The 26,033-nt window shown below is 54.1% G+C and carries 29 protein-coding genes; 11 read left to right on the top strand and 18 right to left on the bottom strand.

Going from position 1 to position 26,033, the window contains the following annotated elements:
• The 3 genes from ACQZ45_RS25690 to ACQZ45_RS25680 all read right to left on the bottom strand — a co-directional run bounded on the left by ACQZ45_RS25690 (window position 1) and on the right by ACQZ45_RS25680 (window position 2,850).
• Window positions 1-654, bottom strand: a complete 654-nt coding sequence (locus ACQZ45_RS25690; protein WP_004431644.1) for a response regulator transcription factor — start codon at window positions 652-654, stop codon at window positions 1-3.
• A gap of 65 nt (window positions 655-719) precedes the next feature.
• On the bottom strand, window positions 720-2,375 hold the full coding sequence (locus ACQZ45_RS25685) for a phosphoethanolamine transferase (protein ID WP_080849867.1): 1,656 nt from the start codon (window positions 2,373-2,375) through the stop codon (window positions 720-722).
• Between the two features lie 211 nt (window positions 2,376-2,586).
• Window positions 2,587-2,850: a spike base protein, RCAP_Rcc01079 family gene (locus tag ACQZ45_RS25680; RefSeq protein ID WP_065663213.1), complete on the bottom strand. Its 264-nt coding sequence runs from the start codon at window positions 2,848-2,850 to the stop codon at window positions 2,587-2,589.
• Between the two features lie 348 nt (window positions 2,851-3,198).
• On the opposite strand from ACQZ45_RS25680, the gene ACQZ45_RS25675 reads away from it, so the two are divergent.
• From ACQZ45_RS25675 to ACQZ45_RS25655, 5 genes are all read left to right on the top strand, one after another.
• Window positions 3,199-4,101 carry an iron-siderophore ABC transporter substrate-binding protein gene (locus ACQZ45_RS25675; RefSeq protein WP_162691729.1) on the top strand — a complete coding sequence of 301 codons (903 nt, stop codon included), beginning with the start codon at window positions 3,199-3,201 and terminating at the stop codon, window positions 4,099-4,101.
• Window positions 4,098-6,062, top strand: a complete 1,965-nt coding sequence (gene fhuB / locus ACQZ45_RS25670) for a Fe(3+)-hydroxamate ABC transporter permease FhuB (protein WP_080849865.1) — start codon at window positions 4,098-4,100, stop codon at window positions 6,060-6,062. The genes ACQZ45_RS25675 and fhuB overlap by 4 nt, the downstream gene beginning before the upstream one ends.
• A gap of 34 nt (window positions 6,063-6,096) precedes the next feature.
• Entirely contained in the window at window positions 6,097-6,906 is an 810-nt protein-coding gene (locus ACQZ45_RS25665; RefSeq protein WP_080849864.1) for an ATP-binding cassette domain-containing protein, read from the top strand.
• A gap of 248 nt (window positions 6,907-7,154) precedes the next feature.
• Window positions 7,155-7,682, top strand: a complete 528-nt coding sequence (locus tag ACQZ45_RS25660) for a DUF992 domain-containing protein (RefSeq protein ID WP_004431668.1) — start codon at window positions 7,155-7,157, stop codon at window positions 7,680-7,682.
• Window positions 7,683-7,774: 92 nt separating this feature from the next.
• The gene (locus tag ACQZ45_RS25655) at window positions 7,775-8,185 is read left to right on the top strand and encodes a c-type cytochrome (protein ID WP_013762038.1); all 411 of its coding nucleotides are present in this window, start codon (window positions 7,775-7,777) and stop codon (window positions 8,183-8,185) included.
• Window positions 8,186-8,188: 3 nt separating this feature from the next.
• Here ACQZ45_RS25655 and recX read toward each other — a convergent pair whose 3' ends face one another.
• From recX to ACQZ45_RS25620, 7 genes are all read right to left on the bottom strand, one after another.
• Window positions 8,189-8,779, bottom strand: coding sequence for a recombination regulator RecX (recX, locus tag ACQZ45_RS25650; RefSeq protein ID WP_013762039.1), 591 nt, complete (start codon window positions 8,777-8,779; stop codon window positions 8,189-8,191).
• Window positions 8,780-8,852: 73 nt separating this feature from the next.
• Window positions 8,853-9,773 carry an SMP-30/gluconolactonase/LRE family protein gene (locus ACQZ45_RS25645; RefSeq protein WP_013762040.1) on the bottom strand — a complete coding sequence of 307 codons (921 nt, stop codon included), beginning with the start codon at window positions 9,771-9,773 and terminating at the stop codon, window positions 8,853-8,855.
• Between the two features lie 35 nt (window positions 9,774-9,808).
• The gene (locus ACQZ45_RS25640; protein WP_013762041.1) at window positions 9,809-10,756 is read right to left on the bottom strand and encodes an ABC transporter permease; all 948 of its coding nucleotides are present in this window, start codon (window positions 10,754-10,756) and stop codon (window positions 9,809-9,811) included.
• Entirely contained in the window at window positions 10,753-11,694 is a 942-nt protein-coding gene (locus ACQZ45_RS25635; RefSeq protein WP_013762042.1) for an ABC transporter permease, read from the bottom strand. Before ACQZ45_RS25635 ends, ACQZ45_RS25640 begins: the two co-directional genes overlap by 4 nt.
• Window positions 11,691-13,154, bottom strand: a complete 1,464-nt coding sequence (locus ACQZ45_RS25630; protein ID WP_013762043.1) for an ATP-binding cassette domain-containing protein — start codon at window positions 13,152-13,154, stop codon at window positions 11,691-11,693. Before ACQZ45_RS25630 ends, ACQZ45_RS25635 begins: the two co-directional genes overlap by 4 nt.
• Before the next feature lie 101 nt (window positions 13,155-13,255).
• Entirely contained in the window at window positions 13,256-14,272 is a 1,017-nt protein-coding gene (locus ACQZ45_RS25625) for an ABC transporter substrate-binding protein (RefSeq protein WP_004431691.1), read from the bottom strand.
• 606 nt (window positions 14,273-14,878) lie between these two features.
• Complete coding sequence (locus ACQZ45_RS25620) at window positions 14,879-15,163, bottom strand: hypothetical protein (RefSeq protein ID WP_448742608.1); 285 nt, start codon at window positions 15,161-15,163, stop codon at window positions 14,879-14,881.
• Between the two features lie 82 nt (window positions 15,164-15,245).
• Between ACQZ45_RS25620 and ACQZ45_RS25615 the strand changes: the two genes are divergently transcribed.
• Both ACQZ45_RS25615 and ACQZ45_RS25610 read left to right on the top strand, forming a co-directional pair.
• Entirely contained in the window at window positions 15,246-15,965 is a 720-nt protein-coding gene (locus tag ACQZ45_RS25615; RefSeq protein ID WP_448742607.1) for a DUF2971 domain-containing protein, read from the top strand.
• A 40-nt stretch (window positions 15,966-16,005) separates the two neighbouring features.
• Complete coding sequence (locus ACQZ45_RS25610) at window positions 16,006-16,728, top strand: DUF2971 domain-containing protein (protein WP_448742606.1); 723 nt, start codon at window positions 16,006-16,008, stop codon at window positions 16,726-16,728.
• A 149-nt stretch (window positions 16,729-16,877) separates the two neighbouring features.
• Here ACQZ45_RS25610 and ACQZ45_RS25605 read toward each other — a convergent pair whose 3' ends face one another.
• The 6 genes from ACQZ45_RS25605 to ACQZ45_RS25580 form a co-directional block, all read right to left on the bottom strand.
• On the bottom strand, window positions 16,878-17,513 hold the full coding sequence (locus tag ACQZ45_RS25605) for a recombinase family protein (RefSeq protein ID WP_448742605.1): 636 nt from the start codon (window positions 17,511-17,513) through the stop codon (window positions 16,878-16,880).
• Window positions 17,514-17,755: 242 nt separating this feature from the next.
• Window positions 17,756-18,904, bottom strand: coding sequence for a hypothetical protein (locus tag ACQZ45_RS25600; protein WP_065688803.1), 1,149 nt, complete (start codon window positions 18,902-18,904; stop codon window positions 17,756-17,758).
• A 28-nt stretch (window positions 18,905-18,932) separates the two neighbouring features.
• Window positions 18,933-19,646, bottom strand: coding sequence for a hypothetical protein (locus tag ACQZ45_RS25595; protein ID WP_448742604.1), 714 nt, complete (start codon window positions 19,644-19,646; stop codon window positions 18,933-18,935).
• Window positions 19,647-19,900: 254 nt separating this feature from the next.
• Window positions 19,901-20,245 carry a hypothetical protein gene (locus ACQZ45_RS25590; RefSeq protein ID WP_448742603.1) on the bottom strand — a complete coding sequence of 115 codons (345 nt, stop codon included), beginning with the start codon at window positions 20,243-20,245 and terminating at the stop codon, window positions 19,901-19,903.
• A 73-nt stretch (window positions 20,246-20,318) separates the two neighbouring features.
• A complete protein-coding gene (locus ACQZ45_RS25585) occupies window positions 20,319-20,576 on the bottom strand; it encodes a hypothetical protein (RefSeq protein ID WP_448742602.1) in 258 nt (85 codons plus the stop codon).
• Window positions 20,554-21,537 (bottom strand): hypothetical protein, encoded by a 984-nt coding sequence (locus ACQZ45_RS25580; RefSeq protein ID WP_448742601.1) that lies wholly within the window; start codon window positions 21,535-21,537, stop codon window positions 20,554-20,556. Before ACQZ45_RS25580 ends, ACQZ45_RS25585 begins: the two co-directional genes overlap by 23 nt.
• 74 nt (window positions 21,538-21,611) lie before the next feature.
• Between ACQZ45_RS25580 and ACQZ45_RS25575 the strand changes: the two genes are divergently transcribed.
• The 4 genes from ACQZ45_RS25575 (at window position 21,612) to ACQZ45_RS25560 (ending at window position 23,868) form a co-directional block, all read left to right on the top strand.
• Window positions 21,612-22,394, top strand: a complete 783-nt coding sequence (locus ACQZ45_RS25575) for a DNA-methyltransferase (RefSeq protein ID WP_448742600.1) — start codon at window positions 21,612-21,614, stop codon at window positions 22,392-22,394.
• A gap of 56 nt (window positions 22,395-22,450) precedes the next feature.
• Window positions 22,451-22,951, top strand: coding sequence for a lysozyme (locus tag ACQZ45_RS25570; protein WP_448742599.1), 501 nt, complete (start codon window positions 22,451-22,453; stop codon window positions 22,949-22,951).
• A gap of 213 nt (window positions 22,952-23,164) precedes the next feature.
• Complete coding sequence (locus tag ACQZ45_RS25565) at window positions 23,165-23,725, top strand: hypothetical protein (protein ID WP_448742598.1); 561 nt, start codon at window positions 23,165-23,167, stop codon at window positions 23,723-23,725.
• A complete protein-coding gene (locus ACQZ45_RS25560; RefSeq protein WP_448742597.1) occupies window positions 23,725-23,868 on the top strand; it encodes a hypothetical protein in 144 nt (47 codons plus the stop codon). Before ACQZ45_RS25565 ends, ACQZ45_RS25560 begins: the two co-directional genes overlap by 1 nt.
• Here ACQZ45_RS25560 and ACQZ45_RS25555 read toward each other — a convergent pair.
• Together ACQZ45_RS25555 and ACQZ45_RS25550 are read right to left on the bottom strand one after the other, a co-directional pair.
• Window positions 23,858-25,279 (bottom strand): phage tail protein, encoded by a 1,422-nt coding sequence (locus ACQZ45_RS25555; protein ID WP_448742596.1) that lies wholly within the window; start codon window positions 25,277-25,279, stop codon window positions 23,858-23,860. The two genes, ACQZ45_RS25560 and ACQZ45_RS25555, sit on opposite strands and share 11 nt — an antisense overlap.
• Window positions 25,280-25,315: 36 nt before the next feature.
• The coding region (locus tag ACQZ45_RS25550; RefSeq protein WP_448742595.1) for a hypothetical protein at window positions 25,316-26,033 on the bottom strand (718 nt) is incomplete at its 5' end.

The raw sequence follows: 26,033 nt of genomic DNA, 5'->3' as shown, positions 1-26,033 counted from the left end.
CTACCTGATGGTGTAGCCGACGCCGCGCACGGTCTCGACGCGGTCATGGCCGATCTTCTTGCGCAGCCGGCTGATATAGACCTCGACCGTATTGCTTTCTATTTCCGCGCCGAATTCGTAGAGCGTATCGTGCAGTTGAGATTTCGAGACGACCGCACCGGGATGCTCGACCAGCTTTTCCAGCACGGCCCATTCTCTGGCGCTGAGCGTTTGCGCTGTTCCGTCAACGACGATATTGCGCGCCACCTGGTTGATTTCGATGCCGGGCAGGCGAATGACGGGGGCGGAGCGCCCCTCGTAGCGCCGCGAGACCGCCAGCATGCGTGCCGAAAGCTCGTTGAGATCGAAGGGCTTGACCAGATAGTCGTCCGCTCCGGCATTCAGTCCGGCAATCCGGTCGGACACCTGGTCGTGCGCCGTCAGAATGATCACCGGCGTCGAGTCGTCTCGGTTGCGCAGTGATTGCAAAAGGGTGATGCCATCGCCGTCCGGCAGCCGCATGTCGAGCAGGATGAGCCCGTAGGCCATGGTCAGCGTCGCCGCCGTGGCGTCGTCGAGCAACTTAAACCAGTCAACGGCGTGGCCTGCCGCGGCGACATGGTCTCGCAGCGCCTCTCCCAGCACATGATCGTCTTCAACAAGCAGAACCCGCAAGACAGCTCCTTTATCGCGTCGTCTTGCGTATCGCTTTCACGGGATAAGCGTCAAGCACTGTATGCTCAGCTATTCTGGCGCTGCGTGCAGCCGCCGAACACGTCCTGCGCGGAATCGTAGACGGAGGTGGAAACGTTCATCATTCCAAGGATACTGTGGAAATAATTGTCGTGCGAGCGCCCGCCCTTTGCTGCGCCTTTTGCAAGGCATGCGCGATCCAGCCCCATTGATTTGGCGAAATCATCATCGAACCAGACGAGAAACGGCACATGGGTCTGCTGGTCGGGTGCCAGCAGATAGGGTGCGCCGTGCAGATAGACGCCGTTCTCGCCAAGCGATTCACCATGGTCCGAGGCGTAGATCATCCCCGTTGCCAGCTTGTTGGAGCGTGCCTTCAGCTTGTCGATCACGGTCGACAGGAAATGATCGGTGTAGAGAAGCGTGTTGTCATAGGAATTTACGATTTGCGCGTCCGTGCAATTGCCAAGCTCGGCGGTTCGACAGTCCGGGGTGAACTTCCGGAATTCGTCGGTGTAACGCAGATAGTAGGTCGGCCCATGGCTGCCCATCTGGTGCAACACGATGACACTGTCCTTCTTGACGTTGTCGAGCCATGCGTCGAGCTTGTCGAAGAAGATGTCGTCGCGGCATTCTCCGCCGGTGCAGAAGCGGGTGTCGTTGGTGGAAGGCAGGTCGAAAAAGGGAATGCGGTCGGCGACGTTCTTGCTGCCGGTGTTGTTGTCCAGCCAGGTTGCACCGACACCGGCATGGACAAGAACATCCATGACGTTCTCGTTGGCGAGCGCCTTGTTGTGGCTATACTCAGAACGCGGGAATTTCGAGAACATGCAGGGAATGGAAATCGCCGTCGCAGTGCCGCAGCTGGTTGTATTAGGGAAATAGATCACGTCGCGCTTTGCCAGTTCCGGATTGGTGTCGCGCCCATAGCCGTTCAGGGAAAAGTTCGCAGCGCGCGCGGTCTCACCAGCCACGATGACGGTGATGCGTGGCTTGTGGATGCCACCCAGCGCCGGCAGGATTTTCGCATCCTTGCCGATCGGGCTCACCTGTATGTCAGCTTCCTTTTCCGCCTGCGTCAGATAGTGAATGGTGGATATGATCGGCGACAAGGGATTGACGCTTTTGACGATATCCTTGTGCTGGCGCACGGCGGTGGTGAATGTTTTGGAATTCGCAAAGCTGATGATGCCGGCAACGGTGAGGCAGATCAGGATGCTGACGGTGTTCCACAGCAGCTTGTCGATGATCGGCCGATGCCGAACCCGGACGGCGGCGATGACGAGCGACGGCACCAGCCCATAGATGGTCAGATGCCAGAAAAGGCCAGGTGTCATCAGATTGCCCGCTTCCGCCCGCGTGGTCTCCACGGCGTTGCGGATCATGTCGCTGTCGATGATGATGCCGTAGCGGTCCATGAACCATGAAGCCGCCGCGGCCGCGAATACCAGCAAGATAAGAAACGGCTTGATGAGATATTTGGCGGAAAAAATGGTGATGAGCGCGCCGAAAAGCGCCGCTATGGCGACATAAAGCCCAACGATGGCGACCGGATAGGCGGAAAGATAGGTGTGAACCTTCGACCAGAACGTCTGGTTTGTAAAAAACAGCAGATAGGCTCCCGTCAGCAGACAGAGCGGCACGCTGCCTATTTCCGGACGAAGAGTTACAGTCCCAGTCGTTTTCGCGGTAAAAAGCGCCACTATCAGGTCCCACCAGATTCAGAACGGCGGGCATCAGCAAGGAAAGTGCGAACGCCCGTATTTAAATTGCCTCAGAGGCCAGTGGATGGCGGTTGCATCATTTAGCTGACATCAACCTGAATGATTGTCATGGATCTGTCATGTTGCGCCGCGCGCCATGCGACGGTGCACGTGTTTTCGTGTCGATGACCAGCTCTCGAGCGGATATCAACTAATTCAGCCCGACGAGGCCTGTCGCCGTGGTGCGCATTGAAAACACGCGCGTGGCCCGGACCGGTAGCACGCTGCCCGCAGGCAGGTTCTGGAAGGTCACCGTCGCCCCTGACAGCAGGGTTAGGCATAGCTGCCCGCCATTGCCGACATAAATGGCGCGTGTGACTGACGGCAGCGGGTTGTTATCATCGGGAACGATGTCGAAACCGTGGGACGCCGGTGATTCGAGGCCGGCGCTATGATGTGTGTAAGTCTCAGCCATTGCGGTCTCCCGTAAATCAAAATCCGCCGTGATTATGCGGTGAGCCGGGGGGACGGGGACAAGCGGGGAAGACAAATGTCGGCGCAGGCTCCGGTCCCGCACCGGGCTCAGCCGGAAAGACTTATGGTCCTTACGCAATTTCATGGGGTTGGCCGTATCGCCATTTCTGTCGGCCAAGCGGATGGCGGCGAATTTTTATCCCCGGGATCGCGTATTGTGGTAAAACTTGACTGATAAAGAATATATTTCTAGTTGCTCCACTTTCGGATGGTATTACGGTGACGGAAGAACCGTTGCGGGCAAGCTGACCCATCGGTGATAACGCATATCAAGTGAAGCAGCAGGGGCATGAAGCGCAGAGATCGATTGATGTCTTCCGGTTGGGGGCGGCGGGAATTTCTGGGGCTGCTTGCCGCTTCGGCTCTTGCGGGCAAGGCGCGGGCGGCGGTGACGCCGCGTCTTGCCGCGATCGACTGGGCCATGCTGGAAACCTCCGTCGCGCTCGGTATCATGCCGGTTGCCGCAACTGAACTCATCCAGTTCAGGGCAGGTGCTGTCGAGCCGGAAATTCCTGAAACCGTCTCTGATCTTGGTCTGCGCGGCGCGCCGAATTTTGAGCTTCTGCAACTGACGCGGCCCGACCTCATCCTCATTTCACCTTTCTACACGCGTTATACCGGCCGGCTGGAAGCGATAGCGCCGGTATTTTCATTGCCATTTTACGTGAAGGGCGAGCCGCCGTTTGAAAAGTCGCTTGCCGCGGTCTCGGCACTTGGCGAAAAGCTGGGCAGGGCTGACGAAGCCCGCAAGGTTCTGGACGAGGCACGCCTTGCGCTGCAAGCCATGCGGACGCGCCTGGCAGGTTTTGCGTCGCGGCCGACCTATGTGATCAACATCGGCGATGCCCGGCATTTCCGCGCCTTCGGTGAAGACAGCATGTTCGGCGATATTCTTGGCCGGCTGGGGCTGACCAACGCCTGGGTAGACCATTCGCAGTTCACCTTCGCCGCTCCGGTTCCGCTCGAAAATCTAGCCGACGTGGCCGATGCACGCATCGTCATTGTTTCGGATGTTCCGGTGGAGGCCCGCGAGAGTCTGCGCAACAGTGCCATCTGGCGTGCGCTTCCGGCCGTGCGGGAAAACCGGGTGGTCACCCTCGGTAATGTCAGCCCCTATGGCGGTATCACCGCAGCCATGCGTTTTGCGCGGCTTTTGACCGAGGCTCTGGCGACCCACGGAGAGGCATTGTGACGGCACGGCCTCTCCAGCTTTTCTTCGGCCTCGTCTTTCTTCTGGCCTGCGGGCTTTCCCTGCATGCCGGATTGCTGCGGTTACCCCTCGGCGCTTGGCCCGGCCTGCCGTTCGATGCTGCGTCCATGTCGATGGATCAGGTCATTTTCGCCTTCAGCCTGATGCCGCGTGTGGCGGTTGCCATTCTGGCGGGGGCGATGCTGGGATTGTCGGGTGCGCTTTTCCAGCAATTGCTGCGCAATCCGATTGCGGACCCCTCAACCCTTGGCATCTCCGCCGGCGCCCAGTTGGCAATCGTCATCGCGACCCTGTTCTTCCCCTCGGTGCTGGATGGCAACCGCGCATGGGTGGCGCTCGCCGGCGGTACCGCTGCGGCCTCCGTGGTGTTTCTTCTCGGCTGGCGGCGGTCCTTCGAGCCCGTCACCATGGTGGTGTCCGGACTGCTGGTCGGCATCACCGCCGCTTCCGTTGCCGCCGCGCTGACGCTTGCACGAGGCGAATATCTAATGTCGCTTGTGGTCTGGAATGGCGGTTCGCTCAGCCAGCAGGACTGGTCGAATGCGTTTGTGCTTGCCGCCCAACTTCTCGCTGGTCTCGTTCTCACCAGGCTACTGATAAGGCCATTGACGGTTCTGGGTCTCGGCGATTCCAGTGCGCGATCGCTCGGCGTATCGCTCTTTTCGATCAGGCTGGCGGTGGCTGCCGTCGCCGTGATGCTGGCGGCATTCGTCGCCGCCGCCGTCGGTCTCGTCAGTTTTATCGGACTTGCAGCACCTGCGCTTACCCGTGCGCTGGGTGTGCGGCGTGCATCTTCCGTGCTGTTCGTTTCGCCGCTTCTGGGCGGTCTGCTGCTCTGGTTCTGCGACGGTCTCGTGCAGCTTCTGGCGAGTACGACAGCGGAAGTGTTTCCGACGGGTGCGGTCACGGCTCTCATCGGCGGGCCTTTGCTGCTTTGGCTGCTGCCGAAAATCCCGCCTACGAATATCCATCGCAGTGAGGGCGGCGATCTCGCGATCAGACGCAGGCTTGCCTCCCTGCTGCCGGTGCTTGTCATCATGGCCGGGCTGGTTTTTGCAGCCCTCGCCATCGGCAAGGGGCCGGAGGGCTGGACGGTGCTGAAAGCTGGCGACCTGCAAAGCCTTCTGCCCTTTCGTTGGCCGCGGTTGATGGCGGCTTGTGCTGCCGGTGGTTTATTGGCGATGGCGGGCGCGCTTCTGCAGCGGCTGACCGGAAATCCCATGGCAAGCCCGGAGGTGATCGGCGTCAGCGGTGGCGCGGGTCTTGGTTTTGCCGCCGCCATCACGCTCTTTCCGGCCGCCGGGCTGTTCGAATTATTTTGCGGCGCCGGCCTCGGCTCGGCAGCCGTCATGATGCTCGTTCTGTTCTTTTCGGTGCGCCGGCATCTGGCGCCTGAAAAAATACTGCTCGCCGGCATTGCCATCAGTTCGCTCTGCTCGGCGGTACTTTCGGCACTGCTTGCCATTGGTGATCAGCGGGCCTGGCAAATTCTCTCCTGGCTCAGCGGCTCGGGTTCGACGGCGACATCAGCTTCGGCGATCTTTCTTGCGGTGCTTTCCGTCGTGCTCCTGGCCGCTGCCCTGTCGGTGACGCGCTGGCTGGTGATCCTGCCGCTTGGCCGGGATGTGCCGCTCTCACTAGGTCTGCCGCTCGCTACGGCGCGTATTGCAGTCATCGCCGTGGCAGGCATTGCCACCGGTGCGGCCTCACTGCTGGTCGGTCCGCTGAGCTTCGTCGGGTTGATGGCACCGCACATTGCGCTTCGGGCCGGTTTCACCACACCGCGCGACCACCTGTTTGCATCGTTCCTGTTCGGTGCGGTGCTGATGGCGCTTTCTGATCTCGGGGCAAGAACCGTGACCTTTCCTTACGAGTTGCCGCTTGGGCTTTTTGCGGCTCTGGCCGGTGCGCCCTATCTGATCTGGCTTTCAGGCAGGCGATGATGATTTTTCTGAACGATTTACGGAGATGAGAACAATGGGTCAGGCCGCACCTGCAGTGGATTACGACGATATCCCGCTTTTCTCTCTGGAAGCGGTAACGATGGAGGTTCCGGGCAGGACATTGCTGCATCCGCTGACGGCAAGCTTTGCCACCGGCAAGACCATCGGTCTTATCGGCCATAACGGTTCGGGAAAATCGACGCTGCTCAAGATACTCGCGCGCATGCAGGAGCCGACGGCGGGCACGGTGTCGTTCGAGGGGCAGCCGCTGGGGAGTTGGGGCAACCGCGAATTTGCGCGAAAGCTCGCCTATCTTCCTCAATATACGCCGGCTGCGTCCGGCATGCTGGCCAAGGAACTGGTGGCGCTTGGCCGTTACCCCTGGCACGGCGCGCTCGGCCAATTCACCAAGGCGGATCAGGAGAGGGTAGACGAGGCTATCGAGCTGACCGACACCGTGGCCTTCAGGGACCGGCTGGTGGACACGCTTTCCGGCGGGGAGCGCCAGCGCGTGTGGCTGGCCATGCTGGTTGCCCAGAACGCCGAAAGCCTGCTTCTCGACGAACCCATATCGGCGCTCGACATGGCACACCAGCTTGAGGTTCTCTCGCTGGTGCAAAGATTGTCGCGGGAAAAGGGTCTCGGCGTCATCGTGGTGCTGCACGATGTCAACATGGCGGCGCGGTTCTGCGATGAGATCGTCGCACTGCATTCCGGTAGGCTTATCGCAAGGGGAACGCCGAAAGAAATCATGACGCCGGAAACGCTGGAGCGTATCTATGGCGTCCGTATGGATGTCATGACCCATGCTGCGACCGGCTTTCCCGTAGCACTGCCGCTTTGACATCGTTGCAGCAAAACAACGCCCTGAAGTACTCGCCTTTAACAGGAATTCCGCAGGCGTTTCCCGCCCTAACAATGTCTTAATGGCATCCTACCGCCAGTAGACATTGTTAACCGTTTTGCTTTCCTTGCACCCAATTCAGTTGTTTTGGATCGATTTCGGGGAACAAACGTTAACAGTGCGGAATTCAATATCCGGAGAGGGCAAGAAGGGCTGCTGCGGGTAGGAAGAAAACAGGAGAAAATCAGATGAAAAAGGCTGTTGCCGTAACTTTTGCCGCATTGACGATGGGTCTCGGTGGAACCGTGTCCGCACTTGCTGCCGACCTTGCAAGATATGAGCCGGCTCCGCAGGAGCAGGACGAACGCAATGGCGTCAAGATCGGTTACCTCACCTGCGATATCGGCGGTGGCGTCGGTTACGTAATCGGCTCGGCCAAGGAACTGGATTGCACCTTCCAGTCCACCATGGGCGCGCGTCGCACCGACCATTATACCGGCGCCATCCGCAAGATGGGCGTTGACCTTGGCTTCACCACGCAGGGCCGTCTGGTCTGGGCCGTTTTCGCCCCGACAGCGGGTTACCACCGTGGTTCGCTCGGTGGCCTTTATCAGGGCGCGACGGCTGAAGTGACCGTTGGTCTCGGCGTTGGCACCAACATCCTCGTTGGCGGCACCTCGGGTTCCATCCAGCTTCAGACGGTCAGCGTAACGGGTCAGGTTGGCCTTAACCTCGCGGCAACCGGTACGTCCGTGACGCTCACGGCGATGAACTGATCATCGGCGTACTGCCCGGCTTACAACGCCGGCTATTCTGTCGCATGTCAAAAAACGCCCTCTTCGTTGTCAGACGGAGAGGGCGTTGTATTATGCGGGGCATGATGATCTCGGCATTCAGAACGCTTCCGGCTTCAATGGCTTTTTTCCTCTGTATTGCTGCGCCGGCATTGGCCGAAGGCGATGCGGTGCACGGGGAAAAAGTTTTCAGCCGCTGTTCCACCTGCCACAGTATAGACGCGCCGCGCACCCGCATGGGACCGCATCTGATGGGCGTGGTGGGCAGGCCGATAGCCTCCGTGGCTGATTACGGCCATTATTCGCAGGCGCTGAAGGATGCCGGTGCCGCGGGTCGGGTGTGGACGGAGGAGGAGCTGCAAAGTTTTATCTCGAGCCCAAAAAAGGCGATCCCTGGAACCTCGATGCGCTTTTTCGGGCTGTGGAGCGAAACGGATATTGCGGATCTGATCGCTTATCTGAAAACGCATCCGATGCCGCAATAACCCTTAAAGCGGTGCTTCCGAAACGATCTCTTCTGCCTCTTCCACCGTCATCGCCATCACCTTCGCGCCGATTTCGAAGCCGAAGCCGTTGCGGGCGAAGGCAGAAAATTCCTTCGACTTGCGTTTTTCATCAAGCTCGACACGGCGAAAGGGGCCGAAGGCGCGCTTGCGCGCAAAGATGACGGCCGCCACCAGATCGTTGGTTTCCTGCAGCGCGACTGCGGCCGTTTCCCGATCAATGCCCTTGATCTGAAGTTTTTGCGCAAGCCCGCGCTTCGACTTGCCGCTGCGCTGGCCACTTCGCACGGCAATTTCTGCATAAGCCGTATCGTCGAGCGCCTTGATGCCATAGGCGAAGGTCACGGCGAATTCGCCAAGCGCCTTTATCTGAGCGGGGCTGATATCCTCGAATTTTTCCCGTGCCTTGCGGGTGATCGCATCGCGCAGCTGCTTTTCCGTCATCATGCGCTGTTCCAGCCGGTAGAGAGCGGAATTGCGCGCCCATGACAGCATGCGGCTGGTGGGTTCGATGGCCTGCGTTTCGCCATCCAGTGCCATGTCGTCGGTCAGGAAGGGGCTGGAATCATCGTTCATCCCGCTTTTATAGCGCAGCGAAGCCGTCTTGCCAGTTCCCGTCTGCTACACGCCCTCCGGTTTTTTCAGCGTCTCACGGCGTCTGCGCGCCGGTTGCGGCGACGTAGACCGAATAGAGCGATTTCGTTGCGGTGATGAACAGGCGGTTTTTCTTCGGGCCGCCGAAGGTGAGGTTTGCGACCGTCTGCGGCACCTTGATCTTGCCAAGCAGCGTACCGTCAGGCGAGAAGCAGTGCACGCCATCGCCGGCACTGGTCCAGAGATTGCCAGCTGTATCCAGACGGAATCCATCAGGCAAGCCATTGTCGAGATTGCAGAATTCCCGGCCGTTTGTGAGCTTCACGCCGTCCACGACATCGAAGACGCGGATATGGCGTGGGCGGGATACATCATGGCTGTAGGAACTGTCTGCGACATAGAGCTTGGTTTCATCAGGCGAGAAAGCCAGACCGTTTGGCTGCACGAAGTCATCGATGGCGATCTTGATATCACCGGTTGCGGGATCGAGCCGGTAAACATTGCGCGTCTTCTGTTCGGGTTCCGCCTTGTAGCCCTCATAATCGGAAAGAATGCCGTAAGTGGGGTCGGTGAACCAGACGCTGCCATCGGATTTCACCACCACGTCATTAGGCGAGTTCAGCCGCTTGCCGCCGTAGCTGTCGGCAAGAACGGTGATCGAGCCGTCGACTTCGGTGCGGGTGACGCGACGGCCGCCATGTTCGCAGGAAACCAGCCGTCCCTGCCGGTCGCGCGTATTGCCATTGGTGAAGTTGGAGGGGTGGCGGAATACCGAAATCCCGCCATCCGGCACCCAGCGCAGCATGCGCTCATTGGGAATGTCGCTGAACAGCAGGCAGTTCAAATCGGAAAACCAAACCGGGCCTTCGGCCCAGCGGCAGCCGGAATAAAGCTCTTCCAGTTCCGCATTGCCGACGATCAGAAGGCGGAAGCGTTCATCGTGGATTTCGTAAGGGGAGGCGTTGTCTGTGGTCATGAGCGTGGTCCGCTTGAGGGCTTTTCGTTCGGGGTTCAGCGTGTGGCCTTGGGGCCGCTTGCCAGAAGAATGACGGAAATGATGATGAGGCCGGTGAGGATGAGGCGGATGCCCGCGCCGAAACCATAGGTGTTCAGCATCGAGACCACCAGGAACATGAACAGCGAAGCGCCCCAGATACCGGGTACGTTGGAATCGCCGCCCGCAACCGCCGTGCCGCCGATCACCACCACGGCGATGGACATCAGCAGATATTCCGATCCCATGTTGAGTGCTGCGCCGCCGGAGAAGCTGGCGAGCAGATAACCCGCGATCGCTGCCAGTACCGCGCAGAGCACATAGGTGACGAAGCGTGTTCCATCCACCGGAATGCCGGTCATGCGGGCGGCGAAAGTGCTCTGGCCGATGGCGGAAATCCAGCGTCCGTAAAAGGTGCGGTCGAGCAGCAGCCAGGCGATGACCGAGAGGACAAGGGCGACGAGGGCAACATTCGGAATGCCGAGAGAGCTCGACGTGGCAAAGGTGGCCAGTGTTTCCGGCGGCTTGATCCGCAGGCCGCGGTTGGACCAGATGGCGATGGACTGCACGATGAAGCTCATCGAAAGCGTCGCGATGATCGGTGGGATGCGAAGAAGCTTGATCAACGTATAGTTGCCGATGCCGATGGCGATGCCGATCAGGATGGCGATCAGCAATCCCGGCAGGATGAGACCATCGGACACATCCATGAATTTGAGCGCCAGTGTGCCTGATAGCGTCATCGTGGCGGGAACGCAGAGGTCGATATTACCCGGCCCGAGCGTGATGACGAACATCTGGCCGATACCGACGATCACGGAAAAGGCCGCGAAGGTCAGGGCTGCGTGCGACAGGCCGAAGGAGCTGGCGCCGCCGGTGAACATGACGGTAACGATCCAGACCGCAGCCGTTGCGGCGAACGACCATATCCATGGTTTTTTCGAGAGCGACGAAAGCCCGTTCATTGGTTTTTCTCCCGCTTTTCGAGACGGTTGAGCAGGATGCGGAGCGCCAGCACGATGATGAGGATCGCCCCTTGCGCGCCGATCTGCCAGTCCGGCGAAATGCGCATGAAGGACAGGAACGAGCCGGCGAGAGTGAGCGTCAGCGCGCCGATGACAGCACCGATGGGCGAGACCCGACCGCCGACGAATTCGCCGCCGCCCAGAATAACGCCGGCAATCGACAACAGCGTGTAGCGAAGCGCGATATTGGCATCTGCCGATGTCGTCAGCCCGACGAGCGCTATGCCCGACAACACCGCGAAGAAACCGGCCAGCGCGAAGGTGGCAGCACGTATGCCGATGACCGACCAGCCGGAGCGCTCGACGGAGCGGAAGTTACCGCCGACGCCGCGCATCAGCACGCCGAAGGAGGAGCGCATGACGATGTAGTGGGCGACGACCGCAATCACGATGCTGGCAACGATGGCAATTGGCAAGAGCGGCGGTTTGGCCGTCATCAGCGCCCGGATGAAGGCTGGCGCCTGGCCGCCGGGTGAGGGGAGGATGAGGACGGCAAGGCCGCCCCAGACAAAGCTCATGCCAAGCGTGACGACGATTGAGGGCAGGGCGCGGATGTGGATGATGGCGCCCAGCATCGCATAAACCGCAATCGCACCGGCGAAGATCGCGATACCGAGCAGTGGCGTCGTTTGCAGGAAGGTGGCGGTGACGCAGGCGCAGAAACTGACGAAGGTACCCATCGACAGATCGAGATCGTTGACGGACATGATCAGCATCTGCGCAATGGTGGCAAGTGCAATCGGCACCGCCAGATTGAACAGCAAGTTGAGTCCGTTATAGCTCATAGCGCGCGGCTGCATGTAAAAGACGGCGGCGAGCAGGAAGGCGAGCGAGGCGGCGGGAATGATGAGACGAAGGGCACTGGCGGAGAGTTTCATGCGTGGTCCTCTCCGGAAAAGGAAGCGGCCAGCACATTCTGTTCGGTGATGTCCTCTCCCACCAGTTCCGCCTGAATGGCGCCGTCGCGGAAAACATAGACCCGGTCGCAAAGGCGGATTTCATCCATCTCGGTGGAGTACCAGATGAAGGTGCGGCCGTGGGAGGCTTCGGTTCTCAAGATATCGTAGACCTCCTGTTTGGTGCCGATATCGACGCCGCGCATCGGGTCGTCCATCAGCACGGTGCTGGCCGTGGTGGCGAGCGCACGGGCGAAAAGCACCTTCTGCTGGTTGCCGCCGGAGAGCGATAGGATTTTGTTGCCCATGTCGGGCGTGCGAATTTCGATGCGCTTTTTCCACTGCGCGCCAAGCTCGGTTTCTTTGCCCCTGTCCACCATGCCGGCGGATGAAATATCCCGCAGCGAGGCGATGGAAAGGTTTTTGAGGATGCTCCACAGCGGGAAGGTGCCGTTCAGACTGCGATCACCCGCCACAAAGGCGATGTCGGTCTTGCGCGCGGGCAGCCAGCTGCTGTTGCGGGCAAGGTAGAGATCGAGCAGCGCTTCGGTCTGGCCGTGGCCGCCGAGACCGGCAAGGCCGATGATTTCACCGCGGAAAGCCTCGAAGGCGAGGCCTTCGCCCCGGCGCGCCGGCATCGAAAGCACCTTCTCTCCCGCCTTGCGGTTTTCGCCCTTTTGCCTGTCCTGTTCCTTGACGACGCTGCCCATGGCTTCCACCAGCGTGCGCGTCGTGAACTCGCCCGCTGCCCGATCAGCGACCACTCGGCCGTCCTTCATCACCACGATACGGGTTGCTGTCGACAGAATCTCGCCGAGAATATGCGAGATCAGCAGCACGGAGCCACCGGTGCGCACGAAACTGCGAACATAATCCATCAATTGTTCCGCAAGACCCGCATCAAGCGAGGAAGTCGGTTCATCGAGGATCACCAGTCTCGGCGCATCCGGGGTTCGACAGAAATTGATGGCGATTTCGACCATCTGCCGCTCGGCGATGGAGAGTTCCGCGATCGTCAATTCGCAATCGATACCGTGGCCGGGAAAAATCTCGTCCAGCGTATGCCGGATCATGGTGAGCGCACGTCCGCGCCAGTTCCGCCCGTTCATCGCGGCATGCATGATGCGGACGTTTTCGCTGATCGTCAGGTTCGGGCAGAGCGACAATTCCTGAAACACGCAGCGAACGCCGCTGGCGCGTGCTGCCGCGATGCCTTGACGGCCTTGTTCGCCGCGATAGGAAATGGACCCCTCATGCGGCGTCAGCCCGCCATTGATGACGTTGACGATGGTGGATTTTCCCGCACCGTTATGGCCGACGAGCCCCAGGCATTCGCCCGAACGGATGACGAGATCGGCCCCATCAAGCGCCCTTACCGCGCCGAACACGACCTTCACGCCGCGCGCGGCAACGACTTCTTCCGCCTCGATGATGTCATTCATGAGCATTCACGCCAGTGATCTGAAACTTGGATAATATAGGTGGCAGTTGCGGCGCCCGTTCAGGGAGCGCCGCAATCGCTTTTGTCCGGAAATCATCCGGCCTATTTGGCGGAGGCGATGGCCTTCTGGGCGTCTTCCTGTGAATATTCCACATTCGCGACGCCGCCCTTCTGGGTGTTCTTGAGGTTTTCCTCAAGATTGCCCTGATCGATGCGCAGGAAAGGTACCGTCAAATCCTTTTTGACATCCTTGCCGTCGAGGATTTGCTGCGCCACCCAGAAAGCGAGCGTGGAAACGCCGGGGGCGATGGAGACCGACATGGTCTCGTAGCCGCTGGCATCCTTCTGCTGCTTCCACCATTGCAACTCGTCTTCGCGGTTGCCCATGACGATGGTGGGTGTCGGGCGCTTGGCGGCGGCGAAAGCCTGTGCCGCGCCGTAACCGTCGCCGCCCTGCGTCACGACTGCCGCAACTTCGGGAAGGCTCGGCAGAATGCCGGCGACAGCGCGCTGTGCGACGTCCTGCGCCCAGTCGCCATTGACCGAACCGACAATCTTGAACTGCGGGTTCTTGGCGACGGCGTCGACGATGCCGGCATGGATTTCATCGTCCACCGAAACGCCCGCGAGGCCGCGGATTTCGAGCAGGTTGCCACCCTTCGGCATCGCCTTGGCGAGATAGTCGATCTGGCTTGCGCCCATCGCCTTGAAGTCTACGGCGATGCGCCAGGCGCAAGGCTCGGTGACGATGCCATCGAACGAGACGACGGTGATGCCGGCGTCGCAGGCTTCCTTCACGGCACCGTTAAGAGCGGTGGGCGAGGCGGCGTTGATGACGATGGCGTCGTAACCCTGAAGAATGAGGTTCTGGATCTGCGCCGCCTGTTCGGTCGCCTGATTTTCGGCTGTCGTGAAGGCGTCAGCGGCAGCTACCTGCTTGTCTGCAACCGCCTGCTTGGTGATCTTGTCCCAGCTCGTCAGCATTGCCTGACGCCAGGAATTGCCCGCGTAATTGTTCGAAAGCGCGATTTTTTTAGCCGAGGTATCGGCGTGAGCGGTGATCGGCAAAGCTGCGCATGCGACAGCCGCCGATGCCAGAAGCATCTTTCTGAAAGCCATTGATTTTCCTCCCTGGTGGCTTGCCCTTTTTGAGCTCGGAACCCGCTTTCCCGCAAATCTCCTCGGCGGCAGGCGGAATTCCTTTGCACTGGAGCTCCTTTCCCCAGTAAAAGCGAGAATGACCAAGAAGGTTTGGCTTGTACAGGCGGATAACGGCAATCTTCCTGCGGGTTTCCGCAGAAAGGATGCGGGAACCCGCAGGACGAAACGCCACCGCCGGGCGCAGAATAGCCGATACGGGGCAGGTCGCGCCGCCACAAGTTGACAAGGCAGGCGCTTGGGAGGGTGTCCGCACATGCTGGATACGCCGAAAAGCGCTCTTATGCAATTAATAGTTTATAGCACGGCGACAGTGGAAAAGACAATTTCTTGAATTTAAACAGAAAAACCCCCTGACGCTAATCAGAGGGCTTTCCAGAGGATCAAGGAAATATGGAGTTCAAATGTCTAAACTCATCGGATGGAAATTATGGCAAAACCATTCGACATAGTTATTTATCATAGTCTTGAAATTGACAATTATAAAGCATAACTAAGCCGGGCGGAGATTAGGGACATACCCCCGGCTGATATGTTACCCATTAGACCGGTCGCTGATCTCCGCAATCACGGTCTGATCGATCCTTTACCGCACTTGTGCCATTTCATTTGATATCCGGCCTGACCGTCTTTCCCGTAACACAGGCCTTCTCGTCCAAGCAGCATCGAGACCTCTCCGCGAGTATCGCAGGCATATTGCGTGGCTTTCTCATCACCTGATGCGCCACGGCAGATATCATTGTAGGCATCGTACTGGCCGATCAGCCGTTCTACGTGAGCTTCGAAGGCAAACACATTGTTGGAAAACGCCGTTGCGGCGATACCAACCAGAACAATTCTGAAAACAGACATCTCACCCTCTATGCCTTGTAACTAATTCAATTTTAAGTATGCACTGATATGACGAAAAAATACAACGCAGGGCAGGGGTGAAATGCGTCTTTATTACTATACTTCTCTCAAATACGGACTGGCGGCGATCAGGGATCAGAGAATTAAGATTTCGCATTTCGATGCGTTAAATGATCCGTTCGATTTCATTGGTATCGCAACTGACACAGAAGAGCAGCGCAAACAGGTTGAAAAAAGGCGAGACCGGCTAAAAGCGAATAACGGCCTAATTTGTATGTCGGAAACGTGGAAATCACCTCTGCTTTGGGGTCACTATGCTGATTGCCACAAGGGTGTATGCCTAATTTTCAACGTTGATGATTCCAGTAAGTGGCGCAAGGTCAATTATACCGATCAGCGCAAAAGTCTGGAGGACTTCGGAGTTGATACGATCAATGATCTTAAAGGCGAGGATTTCACGACTTTATGCTCAACGAAATTTGAGGCGTGGGAATACGAACAAGAGTGGCGCTTGTTTCTGAAACTGAGACCAGAACGCAAGGACTTCGTTGATGGAAATTTCTTCTACAAATTCTCTGACAAAGGCGGCGAGGTTATGCGCTTAGATGGGATCATTTTTGGCGCTCGTTGTAAGATAGATGATGACACAATCGAACAATTCACCGATCCAATAGAAGATTTCAGAGTGGGATATGTTCGACCTGCTAATTCTCGTTTCGACATCATCCTCGACCAACCCAAAACGAAACCTTGGATCGATAAACTCGTTGGGATCAGTTACGCGTGGTTAAATCAAAAGTAACGGCTCCAAACAACCGATTACACCATACACTGAATGAAGAATGCGATTATTCTATTACACTTCACTGAATTACGGACTTGCAGCAATTCGTGATCGGCGTTTGAAAATCTCTGAATACAGCCAACTCAACGATACATCAGAGTTGTCGCTGTATGTCGAAGGTCCAACAAACAGGAAACATCAACGACGACAAATCGAAAGGCTCGACCGAGAGGGAGGGATTATTTGTATGTCGGCTGTATATAATTCACCCTTGATGTGGGGCCAGTATGCGGACAAACATAAAGGCGTGGCATTGATATTCGATGTCGATCCCCAGATATGGAATCCGATTGGATATACCGAAACAAGACCAAATTTAGAAATGTTCGGTAAGGCGAGATATCGAGACCTCTCAGAAAGAGACCTGCGCGCTGTTGCAATGATGAAATCCACCGAATGGTCATATGAAATCGAGCGTAGAGCACAAATACCATTCGATGTAGCAACAAAAGAAAATGGGTTGTATTTCGCTTCATTCGATACAGCATCCGTAAATTTGTATGGAATTTTGTTCGGTATTCGAACGCAAGTTAGTGCCGAAGAATTGGACGCCGTAAACCATCTAAAAAGCGGGTTTATGAAGCAGTCTGACTCGAACTACAAAATCATTTTGGATACTGCTCTAACAATGCGAAACCAGAACCACGTGACGTTTTATGATCTTGATAAAGACGTATACGAAGACTTGGGCGATGATGAAACGTACGCAGGTAGACCCTGAAAAAATTGGCAAAAATTATCGGACGATCAGATAAAAATAAAAACATCCGCAAAAGGGGGGCTCGTCCAAAATTCTCCCCCACAAAACGCCACACAAGCCCACACAAAGCCATCTGACAAAACTGACTACACCCATAGCCAAAACGCTTATCAAGCCTGTGTGCGGGACAGTGTTCGGGAGACTTGCATAGCGGTCCAGGTATTGCCTCGGGTGGTTTTATGACCGGCTCGGTTCAAGGCGATTGCGAGGGCGTTGAATGAGAGGTTTTGATAGTCAGGGATTGATTGTATCAACGTCATAGCCCGCTCGGCAGAGGCTTGGCCGCGTTGCCGGTTGGTTTCCATAGAACCGTGACGAATGCCGCCAAGCGCTTGCCCACGTTCTTTAGCCATAGCCAAAGCGGCTTTGGTGCGTTCGGATATCATTCTGGCTTCGTGCTCGGCAAACACCGACAGCATTTGCAACATCATTCGATTGGCTTCGGGCATATCAGCGCATTTGATTTCAACGCCTGATTCAAGCAATCCCGAAACGAAGTGAACGTTACGAGCCAGACGGTCGATTTTAGCGATTAGTAGGACGGCTTTGTTAGCCTTCGCAAACGCAAGGGCTTTCAACAGTTCCGGCCTATCGTTCTTCCGACCGCTTTCGACTTCGACGTATTCCGCGACGATATCCGAGCCATTGGCAAACGACTGAACCGACGCTCTTTGCGCATCCATTCCAAGGCCATCAAAGCCCTGCTTAGTCGTGGAAACGCGGTAATATGCAACGTATTTCGTCATTAGGATTATTGTCTCTATGGTAGCCTGACATTGACCAAACATACAACAAATCCAACGAACGTTGCAAATGTTAAACTACTGATATTTCTGGATATTTTATGGATTTGACGAAGATTTTAGTTGATTTTGGAGTCGAGATCGAGTAACGTCGATGGGTCGAAAATTTCAGAAAATAAATCGAAATTTGTTTCTGGATTCATAGGTCGAATCCACAAGTCTTATCGTCCTGAAACGCGACTTTCTCAACCATCGTAAGATCGATCTTTTGAACGCACCGGTTCCAGCCTTGGAACATCATCAAAGCACCTTATCTGGTTCTGAACGTACCTCGTGAAGTCCAAGGTATGGGTATCAAACAATTCAGAACACGTCTGAGAGTAACCCACTCGAATCTTGGCGTCCCAGTCCTCTCTTCTCCACTGTTCATCATCCTCGACAAATAGATGACGGATACGACGTTTCATTGTTCCATCGATCACCTTCGATAAATTATATCCTGTAGCATAGACATTACGTGCCGGTAATTCAGGGATATATTTCACTCTCAACAAATCGAGATTCTGATTGTTAAAACCAAACCCGAGGAAAGCGAGCACACTGCAATGCGCCATTGCTCGATGAATACGTTGGATCATTTTAGCGTCTTCAAATTGCTCGGTGTACGTCCTGATGTTCCGTTCAGCAATTTCTTCAAGCGATATATGTTCCTCTGATGAACCAAAGGCAATTCGGTCACCAACGCTGGTGTTGTTCAAAGGTAGTTCGCCAAGCCAACCGTAAGGATGTATGATTTCCATTCTACTGACGATGGCGTGGGCTTCCTCTATCGAAACACGGAATGCGTCCACAATGGATTGCCTAAGATAATATTCAATGCAGCGGTCATAGTTGAAGCAAATGATTTTAATGTTTTTTCCAACTTCATTTACGTTGGTTACACCATCCAACATAATGCGAACGAACTGACCAAGCCAAGAGAAGTCGGGTTCCATCGCCCCTCTTTTCCTCATCTGCTCGGTAACTTCGTTTAGCATCGTGCTCTCTCGCTCTGCCTTGAGGATTTCAAGAGCGATAAGCATTTTGCCGAGTTTGGGGATATATGAGTGGCTATTGTTTCGATGGACGAAAGCGTCGATACTGACTGCTGTTCTTATGCCATTGTGAATGGCGCTGAGGGCTTCGAGGACTGGCTTTCTGTCAATGTCGGTGGGCCAAATCCGCTTGACCGTATGCATAAAAAATTCGTCACCGTATGATATTTTACTACGATAGTTGTCGATGTGAAGAACTGAACTCTTCTTAATTCGAGTTGCCAAACCTGCGCCAATTGGCAGACCAAATTCAACACTTGCACCTGCACCAACTACAAAAGTTGTTTTGTCCCTGAACATAGCCTTCACCCCAAACCTGGCGCATAAATCACTCGTAGATAGTCAGGTGCTCTTTGAATCTCATATGAAACAAATCGTCTGATATGAGAGCAGCCCACTGACTTCTATCGTTTGCAGTATCCAACCGGTCTTGTAGTTTTTGCCGAGTTATCTGCAAATCATACATCCATCGGTATAGAGTTTCGTCACCCGCAAACAGGAAAAACACCTTATTGGTAAGGTGTATAAGGTCTTTTTTAGATGGTTCTGTAGAAAGTTGTTCCCAATTTCTTTCGGTGAATCTTTTAATTTCGTTATATAACTCCATACGCTTATCGAACATCTGAAGTTTTCGGTTCTTGAAGTATGTGATTTTCGCTTGCTCTGCTTGATCGCTCATTATGTTTGTTTGCTTTTCAACAAAAACCGTATTCGCTTTCGCCTCTTTGGCTTGATCTTGCATCGCTTTCCGCTGCTCGATTAGTTCGTCCCGTGTGAGTTTCAGTTCCTGCTTTTGGAGGAACACGGTGACGATAAGCCAAAGGAACGCCACAGGTGCGAATAGACCAGCTAGAAAATCACCGAGGCTGTTTAGTTTTTCGGCGTCTACTTTTGTAGCCCAATCACCACTTAACTTTGCTTCAATGCTGATCACGCCGAGATACAGGATTGTGATAACAAGACCGACATTGAACGGCTGTGTTATCCAATTTATGCATTTGCTGCGCTTAATTCGCTTTAGAAGCGGCGCTCGTTTCATCATTGATAATTACCCCCAAAATTCAACCGTCGGGACGTTAGGGGTAAATGGTTGATGAGTTGTGTCCGTCTCAAAAATTCCCGTGTCAGATGCAAACCGATGAAGAAAAAAGCCGCTGTTACAGCGGGTTTTCTGCGCCATAAATTGATTCGTCAATTTTGATCAGAGATAAATCTTCAGTTACGATCAATTTCGATCACAAAAGCACTTTTTTGACGTATTGAAATACTATTCCTACAAAACTAAACAATAATACGTTAAATACGATCAGTCATACTTGAGCAAATCGGTGCGTAATATTCATATACCTTACCGAATGCGTTTTCCTTGTAAAGTTTGCTCTGGAATTCATAAGCGTTCTTTATCTTGATTTGTATGGCTTCCTTGGTAATCCCAACCTTTTCGCCTTCAGCAAAGATGTAATTAGAGACATCCGCGCCGATAAGAGTAAGTTTGGCTGAATCATCGAAATTACCTTTGGAGATTGCGCGGTTCCCCATAATGGAAAAGAACGCGATACACTCAGCACCCATCTCAATTTCCGCAGTACCTGCACCAAAAGCGATAGATGGGATAAGGAAAGTGAGTGCAATGAACTTCACGTGATACTCCTGTCACTGTTCGATTTTATCATTTGAGAACATAAAGGGAAAATGGCGCAAAGCAAATTGCTTGTCACCAAGGGATTACCTCTCTGACCGTGCATATCCCGTAACGGTCGGATACGCCCATATATGCTTCCAAAAGATCGCTGTCCGACAATTCGCTCGGGTGGTAAATCGTTACCAGGCCCGTACCCGTTTTTGGATATGCGTAGTCACCAATCTCGATTTCCTTGATGTGGTGCGTAGTCAGCGAGATATCGCCAAAATCTATATCGATTACCCATATGTGATCTGCGTGGCCGTGGTCAGGGTCTTTGATTTTGATCATTGGGTATATCCTTGTTTCCAAGGATATTTAGTCGGTCGTGATAATCTTTTGGCTGGAATGCGTCTATGCCGACGACAGTTGTTAGGTGGTCGAGCACATAAGGCAGGCCGAACCGCCTTTTGTTTTGCTGCTTCTTAAGCAGTCTCAATTCGGTCGGATTGACGAAAAACTGGAAGATATCGGTGGGCTTATTACCTTCTTCGACATTGGTGAGATACACGTCGTAACATTGATTACCTCTACGTTTTGGCGTTTTCACCGTGCGCAGGTAAAGCGGCCTGACATTGGGATGCGGTGTCCTTGTCGTCTTGTGATCTTCGATATGCGCGATGATCGTGCCGTCGTGAATTATCCAAGCGGTGGCTTGCGTCAGCACGTAGTCCGCTTTTGTTTTAGAGTTTTCGATCTTGGGCAGGTGCCGATTATGAAAACTCGCCGGTACTAATACAACGTCGCTATCACCTCGGTCTTCAAGGAGGTGCTGCGCATAAATTACGCTCCCTGAGTGCGTCATCACCTTGTCGGTGGGCCTGATGTCCCGCGTTATGATTTTCTGCTTCGTACCGTCCCAAGCCAACCCTTTGCCCGCAATAGGAGCGTGGCTGGAATGGCGCGAAAACACGGCCACATCGCCAAAAATCCAATCGAGTAACTCCGGTTGTTTATCGGGCCTCGGAATATAGACTTTCGGTATGGCGTAGATATGGGCGCTGTCCTCTTCCTGCCAATCGACCTTGCCGAGGGTACGGCGTGTTACGACACCGTCCGTGATGTCCGCATACAGCGTTTTGATCTTCATCGATGCCGGAGCGATTACACGGATATCTTCGTGGTCCTGCTCGGTTAATTCTTCAAACCAAACCACCGCAAAAATCTCACTGAGTTCTTTGATCTTGTGGGCGTTTGTAAAAGCGAAGATTTTGTCGGTGATGTTGTTTGGCAGGGGGATACGACGACGCATTCTCGTTGGTCCAATGTTAACTCGTGCCACTTATCGGTGTATCCGCGAAATGACGGGTTAACAGGATTTCGAAGATGGGCGAAAAGATCGGAAATGGTGAATACTTTATGGGCGATTGTCTGGAGGTGATGAAAGACATCCCGGATGCCTCGGTCGATATGGTGTTGTGCGACTTGCCGTATTCCGTGCTCGATTTGGAATGGGATTCGATCATCGATCCAGAGCAATTGTGGAGCCAGTACAGTCGGATATGCAAGCCAAATGCCGCTATTGTTCTGACAGCGCAGCAGCCGTTTACGACCACGCTGATCAACTCCGGGCGCGGACTATTCCCTAAGTTCTACTCTTTGGTTTGGGATAAAGGTCGGTCGACTGGTTACGCCAATTCCAGGATCAAGCCGATGGCAGCGCACGAGGATGTGCTCGTATTTTACAAAAAGCGGCACACCTATAATCCTGATGTCACCAAACTTGACGAACCGGTGGTCCGCAAAGGCAAGAAGGCAAAGGCTAGTGGCGAGTCGTATATCAGCCGCGACACAATGGATAACGATCACCTGGTTGATGCAGTAGGCTTTCCGACTTCGATTCTGACTACCGATCCCATTGAAATGGCTAAATGGGACTGGATCGATAAGGGCATACATCCGACACGCAAACCCGTGCCTTTGTTTCAGCGGCTTATCAATTGGTATTCAAACCCCGGCGAAGTCGTATTGGATAATACGGCGGGATCAGGCACCACTGCTTTGGCCGCACAATCAACTGGCCGTAAATGGATATGCATTGAGCAAAGTGATCATTATTACGAGGTCGGTACATATCTGGCGAAAGAATACATTCGCCGCAGCCGGTAATCACCTGAGCTGACTAAAATAAATACACCTGTATTCAATATTACAGGTGTATTTCAATGGCTATCAATTCAGCCACTATTTCTCTTATTAAGCGTTTTGAAGGCTTAAAGACTACCGCATATTACTGCGCCGCGCACGTTCCCACAATCGGATTCGGACATACCGCAACGGTCAAAGCGTCGGATGTCGGTGTCAAAAAGATCACCGAAGCGCAGGCAGAAAAACTTCTCCAAGACGACCTGAAACGTTTCGAAGCCGATGTAACGCGTCTCGTTAAAGTCGATATCAACGAGAACCAATACGGTGCTTTGGTGTCCTTTTGTTATAACATTGGCACCGGCGCATTTGCCTCTTCAACCTTGCTGAAATTACTGAATGCCGGTCGCACAAGGGAAGCCGCTGACCAGTTTGCACGATGGAATAAAGCAGGTGGTCGTATCCTTGCTGGCCTGACCGCACGTCGTGCTGCTGAAAGATTGTTATTCGAGGCGCCAATTATGGCCGCTCCGAAGTCAGAGAAGCGACCCACTGCATCAACAAAAAAAGCCCCACGCTAAGGAGGGGCTAGTTTGATGTCGCTCGGGGAAAGTTGGGCAATGCCCGTGAGCGATGGCGCTGGTGTAGTCGTATATGTCGCTGATAGGATAGGTCACTTCTGCCCCAAACGGTACGCCATTGGAAATTTGGCGCTAAATGCGCATTTTTTGGACTTTTGAATAAATACATTTGTAGGCGAGGCAACGTCTACGCATATTCAAAGGATCAAATAAATGGCAATAAAATCACGTAAGATAAAACCACCCGCACCACGTACATCATCCGCTTGGATTGATGATCTTATCAAAGATTATGGGTTGGTGGACGGCGAATTATACGATGTCGGTGGGCGAGAGGAATCGACCTTGAATGAGTTGTCGGATCACGCTCTTGTAATCGACTACTCGGTTAAATCGACCGGGACTAATCAAGGCAAGCCGTACCTCGATATTCCTGACCGGCGATTGCTAAACAACATCATCGCCGAGTTGTATATGATATCCACATTGGATGCAGTGGCTGTGTCAGCAGACGATTATGTTTCAAACGTGTGGAGCGTTTTGCAAAAGACAGCGACACCGGTAAATCGAAATGGCAAATCGCAACCGTGGCAGGATTTTTTAAAAGGTCTCCTGCAAGACAAAATAAAGTACAAACGTCGTAATTATAACGGTAAATGGCGGCGATATACGAATGATATTAGTCTCGATCAATTGCTGCATTTAAAAAATTTATTCGAGCTTTTAGAGAGCAATTCCGCGTTCAACGGCGTTGATTTCGTGGAGGGTTTTTGATGTCAGATGTGAAGCCCTGTAACGGCTTAATAGCGCAGTTATCAAATCCCGTAAAAGCCGCTGAAAAGGCGATTGAAGAATACGAAGCCGAAGAAGGTGAAAATAAGAAAGCCCCATTTAAGGGGCTTTTGGTCACGTCTTGATGATGTAATTCATAGCAAGGTTGCGAGGTCTGGACTCCGCTCCACCACTTGCTGAAAGCCAAATACCGGTTGCCGCCGCCCACGTATTGCCATACGAGAATACGGCAGGGGGTTGGTCAACAGCGGTAGAACGTCCTGTTGATGCAGTACCGTTCTGAACACCACCGTGAACGTGTCCCGGATCATTAACACCGTGGTTGTGGCTTTTGTTGTCCGAATCCTGATACTGGCCGAATGAGTGACCGGGATCGAGACCACGCCCTGCATCAAAGCCACGAACGAATAGACCTCTTAAATCCGGTATGTTGAACGTTGTTGTTCCGTTACCTGCCCCGTACGTAGTACCTACTATCGCGAATAATGCTGCATAGGTTGTTCTGGAAATAGCAGCACCATTACATATAAGAAATCCAGTAGGTGCACTGTTTGCCGACCATATAGTTACGGAACCGGTAGGGGTGCTTACTGCTATTGACGCGTTGAGCGCATCTATTGCGGCCTGTAGGCCAGCCACGGTGCTAATTGCCTGAGTGCCTGTACCATTAGAGCGGGCAAGATAATATGCGCCGTGTTGTCCGTCCAAAAGGTCGGCGTCTAGACCTTTACCTGTGCCATAGTCATATACAGTGACGACGCGACTACCACCGACTGTCACCAGTCCGCCGTAACGGTTCAAATCTAGTCCGTGTTTAGTGGCTGAGTTGGTAGTCAAGAACGCTTCGATATCAATGGCGTCGGCATTATTTCGCTGAATGGATAGCGTCGTACCGTTGGTGGTCATAACCAACGAACCTGTATTGGTAATACCACCTACTACCGCCAAACCACCGGCAGAAACCGTTGTCGCGGACGTAAAGGTCTTGCCGGTCTGGCTTGTTGGGAGACGAGCATTGTTAACCGTGCCTGTCGTCAAGTTGGTGGCGTTCAAGGCGGTCAAGGCCGCGCCAGAGCCAGTGAAGGCGGTAGCCGTGATTGTGCCGGAATAGTTCGAAAGATTAACTGCCGATTGGAGGATGTAGCGGGTCCCGTCATACAGAAGGTCAACCGGATAACCTGCCCTGATATCGCCTGCTTGCAAAGCCGTACCGTCTACACGGACAATAGCGACGGCACCTGTTCCGTTTAAATTGATCGTGGATGCGCCGGTATTCGTAACGTTTGCAAAGAACGCAATACGTTTGCCTTTGGCGATTTCGAGCGGTGTTGCGAAGGCGATGGCATAGGTGTTTGCGACGCCAGTTGATGCATAGACGGGGTTAGCAGATACATATTCTCTTTTGACTGCGCCTCTTATGCTGCGGATAATGGGGGCGAGTGTAGATGGTTGATAGCCACCTTGGACGCCATCAGGTGATGCTGATATATTTCCGCCATCCAATTCGGTCCATTTATTATTACTGATATCTACCATTTATTTTCTTCTTATTAGGTAATTTGATATCAGTATTTATTCCCGCAAATCCTGCATATAATCGCGTATCGCAATCTTGAGAGATTGGTCCGCAGTCTTATTGTAGATGTTGTTCAGACGCGTGATTGCACCTTTGGTCGTGCTGGTATTCAGGCCAGCCATCCATTGCAGTGTTTCCGGCGAAGAAAACAGTTTATTTGCATAGCGTTTTCCGGCTTTATCCGCGCCAAGTTTGAGCACAGGGATGAGCAATGCAGATGGTGATGCGGTCGCAATTGCACCAGCAATGGATGCAGAATTTACAAAATTATCGAGTTGGGTGGATAGGTGACGTGCGGTATTCGAGTGGTTCTTGGTGCCTGCGTATTGGACAAGGTTGCGCGATACTTCGACAATCTGCTCCATTGATTTGCGGAGTTCGTTGCCGTCTTTAGTCATATACAAGGCGACCTTCGTCTCCTTGGGCATACTGTCCCAATCCGCGATCAAACGGGCAGGGGAGAAGTTACCGGCATTATCTCTGCCAAGTTTTTGAAAAACACCTGAGCCAATTTCGCGAACAGCATCATCACCACCCGCTACTCGTGCCTGACGCACCATTTGTGTGATCTTGCTGCCTGCATTTTTGCTGCCGGAAATCATCATCTTGTAGGCGTGACCTGCCACTGAGAATTTCCTCCAGAATGGATTAGAGTTCGGCCCATTAAAGGACGGACGCATGAAGAAGCAGCGATTTACGGAAGAGCAGATTATT

The organism is Agrobacterium sp. 16-2014-1-2a, assembly GCF_053522705.1.
Note: the sequence above shows the minus strand (reverse complement) of the source record. Positions and strands in the feature narration are given on the sequence as shown.

Bases quoted from the DNA above. Each gene is read 5' to 3' on its own strand.
- ACQZ45_RS25595 (WP_448742604.1), bottom strand. From the start codon at position 19,646: ATGATGAAACGAGCGCCGCTTCTAAAGCGAATTAAGCGCAGCAAATGC.
- ACQZ45_RS25580 (WP_448742601.1), bottom strand. From the start codon at position 21,537: ATGCGTCGTCGTATCCCCCTGCCAAACAACATCACCGACAAAATCTTC.
- ACQZ45_RS25620 (WP_448742608.1), bottom strand. From the start codon at position 15,163: ATGTCTGTTTTCAGAATTGTTCTGGTTGGTATCGCCGCAACGGCGTTT.
- ACQZ45_RS25570 (WP_448742599.1), top strand. From the start codon at position 22,451: ATGGCTATCAATTCAGCCACTATTTCTCTTATTAAGCGTTTTGAAGGC.
- ACQZ45_RS25680 (WP_065663213.1), bottom strand. From the start codon at position 2,850: ATGGCTGAGACTTACACACATCATAGCGCCGGCCTCGAATCACCGGCG.
- ACQZ45_RS25675 (WP_162691729.1), top strand. From the start codon at position 3,199: ATGAAGCGCAGAGATCGATTGATGTCTTCCGGTTGGGGGCGGCGGGAA.
- ACQZ45_RS25660 (WP_004431668.1), top strand. From the start codon at position 7,155: ATGAAAAAGGCTGTTGCCGTAACTTTTGCCGCATTGACGATGGGTCTC.
- ACQZ45_RS25655 (WP_013762038.1), top strand. From the start codon at position 7,775: ATGCGGGGCATGATGATCTCGGCATTCAGAACGCTTCCGGCTTCAATG.
- ACQZ45_RS25640 (WP_013762041.1), bottom strand. From the start codon at position 10,756: ATGAACGGGCTTTCGTCGCTCTCGAAAAAACCATGGATATGGTCGTTC.
- ACQZ45_RS25600 (WP_065688803.1), bottom strand. From the start codon at position 18,904: ATGTTCAGGGACAAAACAACTTTTGTAGTTGGTGCAGGTGCAAGTGTT.
- ACQZ45_RS25645 (WP_013762040.1), bottom strand. From the start codon at position 9,773: ATGACCACAGACAACGCCTCCCCTTACGAAATCCACGATGAACGCTTC.
- ACQZ45_RS25615 (WP_448742607.1), top strand. From the start codon at position 15,246: ATGCGTCTTTATTACTATACTTCTCTCAAATACGGACTGGCGGCGATC.
- ACQZ45_RS25665 (WP_080849864.1), top strand. From the start codon at position 6,097: ATGGGTCAGGCCGCACCTGCAGTGGATTACGACGATATCCCGCTTTTC.
- ACQZ45_RS25575 (WP_448742600.1), top strand. From the start codon at position 21,612: ATGGGCGAAAAGATCGGAAATGGTGAATACTTTATGGGCGATTGTCTG.
- ACQZ45_RS25560 (WP_448742597.1), top strand. From the start codon at position 23,725: ATGTCAGATGTGAAGCCCTGTAACGGCTTAATAGCGCAGTTATCAAAT.
- ACQZ45_RS25585 (WP_448742602.1), bottom strand. From the start codon at position 20,576: ATGATCAAAATCAAAGACCCTGACCACGGCCACGCAGATCACATATGG.
- ACQZ45_RS25610 (WP_448742606.1), top strand. From the start codon at position 16,006: ATGCGATTATTCTATTACACTTCACTGAATTACGGACTTGCAGCAATT.
- recX (WP_013762039.1), bottom strand. From the start codon at position 8,779: ATGAACGATGATTCCAGCCCCTTCCTGACCGACGACATGGCACTGGAT.
- ACQZ45_RS25565 (WP_448742598.1), top strand. From the start codon at position 23,165: ATGGCAATAAAATCACGTAAGATAAAACCACCCGCACCACGTACATCA.
- ACQZ45_RS25635 (WP_013762042.1), bottom strand. From the start codon at position 11,694: ATGAAACTCTCCGCCAGTGCCCTTCGTCTCATCATTCCCGCCGCCTCG.
- ACQZ45_RS25555 (WP_448742596.1), bottom strand. From the start codon at position 25,279: ATGGTAGATATCAGTAATAATAAATGGACCGAATTGGATGGCGGAAAT.
- ACQZ45_RS25625 (WP_004431691.1), bottom strand. From the start codon at position 14,272: ATGGCTTTCAGAAAGATGCTTCTGGCATCGGCGGCTGTCGCATGCGCA.
- ACQZ45_RS25630 (WP_013762043.1), bottom strand. From the start codon at position 13,154: ATGAATGACATCATCGAGGCGGAAGAAGTCGTTGCCGCGCGCGGCGTG.
- ACQZ45_RS25605 (WP_448742605.1), bottom strand. From the start codon at position 17,513: ATGACGAAATACGTTGCATATTACCGCGTTTCCACGACTAAGCAGGGC.